The following is an 8,552-nucleotide window of genomic DNA, read 5'->3' on the forward strand; positions in this document are numbered from 1 at the left end:
CTCGATGTCGGCTCGTCGCATCCTGGGGCTGGAGTAGGTCCCAAGGGTTGGGCTGTTCGCCCATTAAAGCGGTACGCGAGCTGGGTTTAGAACGTCGTGAGACAGTTCGGTCCCTATCCGCCGCGCGCGTAGGAGACTTGAGGAAGGCTGTCCCTAGTACGAGAGGACCGGGACGGACGGACCTCTGGTGTGCCAGTTGTCCCGCCAGGGGCATGGCTGGTTGGCTACGTTCGGAAGGGATAACCGCTGAAGGCATCTAAGCGGGAAACCTGTTCCAAGATGAGGTCTCCCACCCCTTGTGGGTTAAGGCCCCCAGCGAGATCACTGGGTTGATAGGCCAGGAATGGAAGCTCGGTAACGGGTGGAGTTGACTGGTACTAATAGGCCGAGGACTTAGCCACAACAAACACATCACAACACCAAATGTGGTTGTGGTGTGCGTCAAGATGTTGTTTGCATCCACTATACGATTCTGAAACACCAACACATCCCCTTGATGGTTTGGGGTTGGGTTGATCGTTTCATAGTGTTTCGGTGGTCATGGCGGAGGGGAAACGCCCGGTCCCATTCCGAACCCGGAAGCTAAGCCCTCCAGCGCCGATGGTACTGCACTCGACAGGGTGTGGGAGAGTAGGACACCGCCGAACATCCCTCGCAGGAGCCCCCGCCACACCGGCGGGGGCTCCTCGCGTTATACGAGCAAATATCCGTTGGACCGGTCATGACGGTCGCGGGCACCCTGGGGGTATGGACGTCAGGGTGCATCACGATCCCTCGGAGTACTGGGCGCTGGTCAGACCGTTGTTCGCGGCCGACCCGATGCGGCACACGCACGGGCTGAGCGTGATCCGTCGGCTCGTCGAGGCGCCGGACCCGGGCGACGAACCGCCGCTGCTGCTGTCGATCTGGGATCGATCCGAACTCGCCGGCGCGGTTTTTCGGACGGCGCCGTGGCCGGTGGGCGTGAGCGCGTTGCCGGGCGCCGCGGATCAGGCAGCCGCGTCGACGCTGCTCGAGGTGGATCCCGAGCTGCCGGCGGTGTCCGGTCCGCGGGAGGCTGCCGAGCGGTTCGCCGGCGTCTGGTCGGCGCTGACCGGCGTGACCGTCAAGGAGGTCATGGCCCTGCGCCTGTACCGGCTCGGTGAGCTGGCGAAGCCAGCGGTACGGGGCACCGCACGCCTGGGCACGCAAGACGACGTGTCCCTGATGGCCGGCTGGCGCAGCGCCTTCGAGATCGAGGCGGTCGGCCGGGAGCGCCAACCCGGCCGGGCCGAGTCGGACGTCCGGCGGTCTCTGGCGCTGGGTAACGGAATGGTCCTGTGGGAGGTCGACGGCCACGTGGTGTCGTATGCCGCGGTCGGCGCGCCGATCGACGGCATGTCCCGGATCGGCCCGGTCTACACGCCACCCGAGTACCGCGGCCACGGCTACGGTTCCGCGGTGACCGCGGCGGCCTCCCAGTGGGCGCTGGACGCGGGCACCGAGCACGTCATCCTGTTCACCGACCTGGCCAACCCGGTCTCCAACTCGATCTATCAGCGGATCGGCTACCGGCGGGTCTATGACCAGACCGAGCTGGAATTCGGCAAGTAGCCTCGAGTCCGTGCGCAATCCGAAGATCCTTGTCATCCAGCCGGACGAGACGGATCCGCCCGCACGGCTGGGGGACTGGCTGGTGGCCGCCGGCGCGGACCTGGACGTGCTGGAACCGGCCCGCACCCACCTGCCCGAGCTGGAGCACTGTCACGGCGTGGTGTGCCTCGGCGGCGAGATGGGTGCCAACGACGATCTCGACCACCCCTGGCTCGCCGACGTGCGCCGGTTGTTGGCCCGGGCGGTGGCCACGCGGCTGCCGGTGCTGGGCGTCTGCCTCGGTGGCCAGCTGCTGGCGGTGGCCACCGGCGGGCAGGTGGCCGTAGGCGCCGACGGGCCCGAGGTCGGGCCGCGGCTGGTCGCCAAGCGGGACGTGGCCTGGCGGGATCCGCTGTTCGCCGATCTTCCGTTCATGCCGGACGTGCTGCAGTTCCACCAGGACGCGGTCACGGTTCTGCCGCGCGGCGCGGAGCTGCTCGCCTCGGCCACGCCCTACCCGAACCAGGCGTTCCGGATCGGCCCGAGCGCGTACGGCCTGCAGTTCCACATCGAAACCACGCCGGAGATCGTGCTGGCCTGGGCCCGGAGTGCGCCCGAGGACGCCGCCCTGGCGCGGCCCGGCGACCTCGAACCGGAGCGCCTGGCCGAGCTGCACCGCGACCTCGAGGAGACCTGGCGACCCTTCGCCGAGCGCTTCGTCCGGCTGGCCGGCGGGGACCTCGAACCGGCCGCCCCCGCAGGGCTCGGCCTGCCGATGGCCTAACCCGGGGATCACCCAAACAGGAGGAGAGCACATGGAACACACCCGCCTGGGCACGACGGGTCTCAAGGTCTCCCGGATCTGCCTCGGCATGATGAGCTACGGCGATCCGGGCAACCGCACGTGGTTTCTCGACGAGAGCGCGGCCGAGCCGATCGTGCGGCAGGCCGTGGACTCGGGCATCACGTTCTTCGACACCGCCGACATGTACTCGACCGGGGTGAGCGAGCGGATCACCGGGCGGCTGCTCGGCAAGCTCTTCGACCGCCGCGAGGACTACGTGCTGGCCACCAAGGTGTACTTCCCGATGGGCTCCGCCGCCAACGACGGAGGGCTGTCCCGCAAGCACATCCTGTCCGCCATCGACGCCTCGCTCGGGCGGCTGGGCACCGACTACGTCGACATCTACCAGATCCACCGGTGGGACTACGAGACGCCGATCGAGGAGACCATGGAGGCGCTGCACGACGTGGTGCGCTCCGGCAAGGCCCGCTACCTCGGCGCGTCCAGCATGTTCGCCTGGCAGTTCGCCAAGGCGCAGCAGCTGGCCCAGACCAACGGCTGGACCAGGTTCTCGTCCATGCAGAACTACTACAACCTGCTCTACCGCGAAGAGGAGCGGGAGATGATCCCGCTGTGCCTCGACCAGGGCGTCGGGTGCATCCCGTGGAGCCCGCTGGCCCGCGGCCTGCTGGCCGGCAACCGGGATCGTGATGGCGTTCGGAACACCGTCCGGGCCGGCAACGACGCCTACGCCGACGCGCTCTACGCCGAGGCCGACTTCGACGTCGTCGACGCGGTCAAGGCGGTCGCCGGCGAGCGCGGACTGCCGCCGGCCCAGATCGCGCTGGCCTGGCTGCTGAGCAAACCCGCGGTGAGCGCGCCGATCGTGGGCGCGACCAAGATCAACCACCTGGACGACGCGGTCGCCGCGGCCGGCGTCGAGCTGAGCGAGGAGGAGGTGGCCCGGCTGGAGGCCCCGTACCGACCCCACCCGGTGCTCGGCCACGAGTAAGGCGCGGCCGGCATGGAGCTTGCGGAATGCCGGGCGAGGGAGTTGGCCCACCGCGACGAGGGTAGGCCGAGGAACGAGGTCTGCCCGAGGAACGGTCCGGTGACCCAACTCCCGAGGCGACCCACGACTATGGCCAACTTTCCCGAGTTGGAGAGCGCGTTACGGTAAGGGCGATGGTTGACCGCGCCCGCATCGTCCCCTCCACCGCCAGGTTCGGCCTGACCGACGGCCGGGCCGAGCAGGAGTTGCGGGCCGCCGGGTGGTGGGGTGACGAAGGGCCGGTGGCCAGCCGCGAGGCCGTGCTCGCCGCGCTGTCCCGGGCCCCCGATCCGGATCTCGCGCTGCGTGGTGTGTCCCGGCTCCGGGAGTCCGATGTAGACGGTTGGCCGGCGCTGGAGCAGGCGCTGGCCACGGATCCGGTGCCGCGCGGGCGGTTGCTGGCCGTGCTGGGTTCGTCGACCGCGCTCGGCGACTTCGCGATCGCCCGGCCGGGGGAGTGGCGCCGGCTGGCGGGGAAGCGGGCGGCGGACCATACCGCGGCGCTGCTCGCGGCGGTGGAGGGGTTGCGCGGCGAGGAGGCGGTCCGGGCGCTGCGCGCCGGATACCGCGGGCTGCTCATGGAGGTGGCCGCGGACGACCTCGGCCAGTTGGTCGAGCCGGAGCTGCCGGTGTCCGGGTTCACCGAGATCACCGGCGAGCTGACCGGGCTCGCCGACGCGGCGCTGACCGCCGCGCTGGCCGTGGCCTGGGCCGAGGCGGAGACCGCGGACCCGCCGCCGGCCACGCTCACGGTGATCGCCATGGGCAAGTGCGGCGGCCGCGAGCTGAACTACGTCAGCGATGTCGACGTGGTGTTCGTCGGCGAGGGTGATCTCGCGCTGGCGAGCCGGGTGGCCAGCCGCATGATGCGGGTGGCCGCGCAGGCCTGCTTCGAGGTGGACGCGGCGCTGCGGCCGGAGGGCAAGGCCGGCGCGCTGGTGCGCACCCTGGAGGGGCACGCCGCCTACTACCGGCGGTGGGCCCGGACGTGGGAGTTCCAGGCGTTGCTCAAGGCCCGCCCGGCGGCCGGGGACGCCACGCTCGGCGAGCGGTACCTGGACGTGGTCCGGCCGCTGGTGTGGGCGGCCGCGGACCGGGAGAACTTCGTCGCCGACGTGCAGGCCATGCGCCGCCGGGTGGAGCGGCACGTGCCGGCCGGGCACGCGGACCGGGAGCTGAAGCTCGGTCGCGGCGGGCTGCGGGACGTCGAGTTCGCCGTGCAACTGCTGCAACTCGTGCACGGCCGCGGGGACGAGGGGCTGCGTCTCGGGTCCACTGTGGACGCCTTGGCGGCGCTCGGCGCGGGCGGTTACGTCGGCCGGGCCGACGCCGCCGAGCTCGGCGACTCGTACCGGTTCCTGCGCCTGCTGGAGCACCGGCTGCAGTTGCAGCGGTTGCGCCGAACGCACCTGTTCCCCGAGGATCGGGACACTGCGGCGCTGCGCTGGCTGGCCCGGGCCGCCGGCATCCGTCCGGAGGGTGCCCAGTCCGAGGGCGACGTGCTGCTGGCCGCGTTCCGCGGGCACCTCAACCGGGTCCGCCGGCTGCACGAGAAACTGTTCTACCGGCCGCTGCTCGAAGCCGTGGCGCGGGTGCCGACCGAGGCGCTGCGGCTGACCACAAAGGACGCACAGGCCCGGCTGGCGGCGCTCGGCTACGCCGCGCCGGACGGGGCGCTGCAACACATCCGCTCGCTCACCACCGGGGTGTCCCGCCGGGCCGCCATCCAGACCGCGCTGCTGCCGGTGATCCTCGAACTGCTCGCGGACACACCGGATCCGGACGGCGGGCTGCTGGCCTACCGCCGGGTGTCCGAGGCGCTCGCCGCGACCGACTGGTACCTCCGCGTGCTGCGCGACGAGGCCGCAGTCGTGGAGCGGCTGGCCACGTTGCTCGGCACCGCGAAGCTGGTGCCGGACCTGATCGTCCGGGCGCCCGAGGTGCTGCGGCTGCTCGGCGACCCGGAGGAGCTGGCCGGGCTGGACCCGGACGAGGTGGCCCGCTCGCTGCGCCGCACCGTGCGCCGGCACGGCTACCTCGGCAACGCGGTGGCCGCCGCCCGGTCGCTGCGCCGGCACGAGCTGCTCCGGGTGGCCTGCGCGGACCTGCTGGGGTTCCTGGACGTGCTCCCCGTCTGCACGGCGCTGACCACCGTGTGGTGCGCGGTGCTGCAGGCCGTGCTGGGTGCGGTCATCCGGGCCGAGTCGGTTGCCGCCGACGGTCGCAAGGCCGACATCACGGTGATCGGCATGGGCCGGCTGGGCGGCGGCGAGCTCGGCTACAGCTCCGACGCCGACGTGCTGTTCGTCTGCGACCCGCTGCCCGGGGTGTCCGACGCGGAGGCCGTCGCGTTCGCCTCCCGGGTGGCGCAGAGCGTCCGCAAGCTGCTCGGTGCCCCGAGCCAGGATCCCGCGCTGCACGTGGACGTGGACCTCCGCCCGGAAGGCCGCAACGGCCCCCTGGTACGCACCCTCGAGTCCTATCGCGCCTACTACTCGCAATGGAGCGAGGTCTGGGAGGCGCAGGCCCTGCTGCGCGCCCGCCCGGTGGCCGGCGACGACGACCTCGGCGCCCGCTTCATCGCCGCCATCGACCCGGTCCGCTACCCCGACGGCGGCCTGGATTCCGTTCGGATCAGGGAGATCCGCCGAATCAAGGCCAGAGTGGACACCGAGCGGCTGCCCCGCGGCGCCGATCCCACCCGGCACACCAAACTCGGCCGCGGCGGCCTCGCCGACGTCGAATGGACCATGCAACTACTGCAACTCCAACACGCCCACCAGCTCCCGACCCTCCGCACAACGTCCACAATGGACGGCCTGACCGCCGCCGCGGCCACCGGTCTCATCGAACCCGAAGACGCACAGTCCCTTCGCGAAGCCTGGCTGCTGGCCACCCGCGTGCGCAACGCCGTGACCCTGGTTCGTGGCCGCCCGACCGACCAGGTGCCCACCTCCGGCCGTGAGCTCGTCGCGGTCGCCCGCGTGCTCGGCCACCCCGTCGACACCGACCCCGGCGCGTTCCTCGACTCCTACCGCCGCACCATGCGCCGCGCCCGCGCAGTAGTGGAGCGCGTGTTCTACCGCGACTGAGTGCAATGAATGCCCCTTTCAGTGCGATCAGCGCACTGAAAGGGGCATTCATTGCAGTCCCGCGGATCCGCTCGACGTCGCGCGTACCGTGGTTGCTGAGCTCACCTGGCCGGACCGGCACCACACCGATCCGGCCAGCGTGCTGGACCCGCCCTGGTCAGTCACCGGGACCATGCGGGTCCTCCACCAGATAGCGGGAGGCCCCATGGATCGCCGCGACTTCCTGACCATCACCGGTGGCGCCCTCACCGGCCTGGCCGGCCAGTGGGGCGGAGCCCTGACCAGCCCACCGCTACCGAAGGATTCCCGCGGCCGGCCCACCCCGGAAGTCCTGAGCCGGCTCGACAACCGGCTCGCCGAGCTCCGCCGCCTCGACGGCGCACTCGGCAGCCGAGACCTCTGCCACCTCGCCGCAGCCGAATTCCGCTACCTGACCCACCTCGCCGACGACGCCGTCTACGACCACACCGCCGGCCAACGCCTCTTCAGTCTCATGACCGGAGTAGCACGTCTGTGCGGATGGCTGCACTTCGACGCCGTCCACAGCGCCGCAGCCCAGTCCTACTACATCGCCGCCCTGCGTTCCTCGGCTCTGGCGAACGATGCATTGGCGGGAGCGCATGTCCTGTCGTGCATGTGCTATCAGGCAACGCTTGCCGGGTATCACAGCGAAGCTGTGAGCCTGATGGAAGCCGCTGAGGAACGGACTCGACATGTCGCGACACCCAGGCTCAAGGCGTTGCTTGCCAGTAACAAGGCGCATGCGCACGCCAAGGCCGGTTACGCCAAAGCGTGTGGATTCGCGCTCAACGACGCCGAGCGGTGACTGGACAAGGCGAAGCCGGGAACCGAAGAACCGGACTGGCTCTATTTCTACGACGAAGCCGACTTTCGGGGCCACGCCGCTGCCTGCTGGGTCGACCTCAAAGCAGTCAAAGAAGGCACGCCCGCACGTTGACAACGCTTTGAGCGCACGAAATTCCGGCTACGTCGGCGACCGCGCCGTCTACCACGTCCGAAGCGCCTAGGCTCACCTGCACGGCAACGACCTCGAACCCGCCTGCGACGACCTCCGCACCGCAACCGATCTCGTCCGCCGCACCGGATCCATCCATCCGCACCATCGGACTGATCAGCACCACCCGCCGCAGCATGTCCCAACACGACCGCGAACCCCGAGTTCAGGAACTCGACCAACACCTCGCCACCCTGGCCGTATGAGCGCTCTGGATCAGATGCCCAGCGCATTCAACTGTTGCTGGACGCGCTCGGCGTCGGTGGTGCTGTGCAGGGCCTGGTACAGCTCCCCTGCTTCTCGCCACACCAAGCGGGCCTGCTCGTGCTGGCCGAGGGCAAGGTGCGGGTGGCCGATTCCATCGAGAGTGTTGGCCACCTCGTAGGTGTTGCCAAGTTCGCGGCGCAGTTTCAGAGCCTGCTGGTAGTAGTCGATGGCGCGAGCGTGCTGGCCGGTGCGGTGGGCGATGTAGCCGAGGCTGTCCAGCGTGTATGCCTCACCGTTGCTGCGCTCGTGGTGGCGACGGTGAAGGGCGAGTGCGGCCGTGCAGTGCGAGCGGGCTTGGTCATACTCGCCCAGCAGGGCGGCACACCAGCCCACGGAGTTCAGGGCGGTCGCGTTCAACACCGGGTTGTCGAGGGTTTGGTAGAGGCGCAGGGCGTGGGTGGCGTGCTCCAGCGCCTGCTGGTTGCCCCGCACTGCTCCCAGTTCCACGAGAGAGAATTGTGGATATCGCCTTGCAGATGGCAATCCTGGGTATGTTCGGCCAAGGCCAGAGCTTGTTGCAGGTGGTCCAAAGCCTCGCCGTGCTGGCCAGCCTGAGCATGAGCGCGGCCGAGGAGCCAGAGGGCTAGGGCACGGGTGGTACGGGCGTCAAGGTGCTTGGCAGCGGCCAGACCCAACTGGCAGGTGGCGAGCTGGTCGTGGCGGTGTCCTCGCCGGCGTTGGAAGGTAGCGACGGCCCAGGCCAGTTTCCATACTGGTTCGTGCCAGCCGCGGGCAGCGGCCGCTTGGTGGGTGGCCAGTAGACAGGGGTGC

The 8,552-nt window shown here is 70.0% G+C and carries 8 protein-coding genes and 2 rRNA genes; 7 read left to right on the plus strand and 3 right to left on the minus strand.

All coding sequences use genetic code 11. The annotated features are described in order from the left end of the window. The 7 genes from VGR06_RS22255 to VGR06_RS22285 form a co-directional block, all read left to right on the plus strand. Positions 1-401, plus strand: a 23S ribosomal RNA gene (locus VGR06_RS22255); the annotation flags it as partial. A 129-nt stretch (positions 402-530) separates the two neighbouring features. Next, positions 531-647: ribosomal RNA gene (rrf, locus tag VGR06_RS22260) — 5S ribosomal RNA — on the plus strand. Between the two features lie 100 nt (positions 648-747). Further along, entirely contained in the window at positions 748-1,593 is an 846-nt protein-coding gene (locus tag VGR06_RS22265; RefSeq protein WP_327561042.1) for a GNAT family N-acetyltransferase, read from the plus strand. Between the two features lie 10 nt (positions 1,594-1,603). Further along, on the plus strand, positions 1,604-2,356 hold the full coding sequence (locus VGR06_RS22270) for a type 1 glutamine amidotransferase (protein ID WP_327561043.1): 753 nt from the start codon (positions 1,604-1,606) through the stop codon (positions 2,354-2,356). A 31-nt stretch (positions 2,357-2,387) separates the two neighbouring features. Continuing rightward, positions 2,388-3,368 (plus strand): aldo/keto reductase, encoded by a 981-nt coding sequence (locus VGR06_RS22275; RefSeq protein WP_327561044.1) that lies wholly within the window; start codon positions 2,388-2,390, stop codon positions 3,366-3,368. Between the two features lie 173 nt (positions 3,369-3,541). Continuing rightward, positions 3,542-6,499, plus strand: a complete 2,958-nt coding sequence (locus tag VGR06_RS22280; RefSeq protein ID WP_327561045.1) for a bifunctional [glutamine synthetase] adenylyltransferase/[glutamine synthetase]-adenylyl-L-tyrosine phosphorylase — start codon at positions 3,542-3,544, stop codon at positions 6,497-6,499. A 205-nt stretch (positions 6,500-6,704) separates the two neighbouring features. Then, positions 6,705-7,325, plus strand: coding sequence for a hypothetical protein (locus VGR06_RS22285; RefSeq protein WP_327561046.1), 621 nt, complete (start codon positions 6,705-6,707; stop codon positions 7,323-7,325). 106 nt (positions 7,326-7,431) lie between these two features. Here VGR06_RS22285 and VGR06_RS22290 read toward each other — a convergent pair whose 3' ends face one another. From VGR06_RS22290 to VGR06_RS43960, 3 genes are all read right to left on the minus strand, one after another. Further along, positions 7,432-7,653, minus strand: a complete 222-nt coding sequence (locus VGR06_RS22290; RefSeq protein ID WP_327561047.1) for a hypothetical protein — start codon at positions 7,651-7,653, stop codon at positions 7,432-7,434. 77 nt (positions 7,654-7,730) lie between these two features. Beyond that, positions 7,731-8,228, minus strand: coding sequence for a tetratricopeptide repeat protein (locus VGR06_RS22295; RefSeq protein WP_327561048.1), 498 nt, complete (start codon positions 8,226-8,228; stop codon positions 7,731-7,733). Continuing rightward, entirely contained in the window at positions 8,135-8,416 is a 282-nt protein-coding gene (locus VGR06_RS43960) for a tetratricopeptide repeat protein (RefSeq protein ID WP_414637310.1), read from the minus strand. Before VGR06_RS43960 ends, VGR06_RS22295 begins: the two co-directional genes overlap by 94 nt. Between the last annotated feature and the right edge of the window lie 136 nt (positions 8,417-8,552).

This window comes from Actinophytocola sp. (genome assembly GCF_036002505.1).
GTDB lineage: Bacteria > Actinomycetota > Actinomycetes > Mycobacteriales > Pseudonocardiaceae > DASYTH01.

What these genes read in the sequence shown, in the direction of transcription:
- VGR06_RS22265 (WP_327561042.1), top strand. Translation starts at nt 748, where the DNA reads ATGGACGTCAGGGTGCATCACGATCCCTCGGAGTACTGGGCGCTGGTC.
- VGR06_RS22275 (WP_327561044.1), top strand. Translation starts at nt 2,388, where the DNA reads ATGGAACACACCCGCCTGGGCACGACGGGTCTCAAGGTCTCCCGGATC.
- VGR06_RS22280 (WP_327561045.1), top strand. Translation starts at nt 3,542, where the DNA reads ATGGTTGACCGCGCCCGCATCGTCCCCTCCACCGCCAGGTTCGGCCTG.
- VGR06_RS22285 (WP_327561046.1), top strand. Translation starts at nt 6,705, where the DNA reads ATGGATCGCCGCGACTTCCTGACCATCACCGGTGGCGCCCTCACCGGC.
- VGR06_RS22290 (WP_327561047.1), bottom strand. Translation starts at nt 7,653, where the DNA reads ATGCTGCGGCGGGTGGTGCTGATCAGTCCGATGGTGCGGATGGATGGA.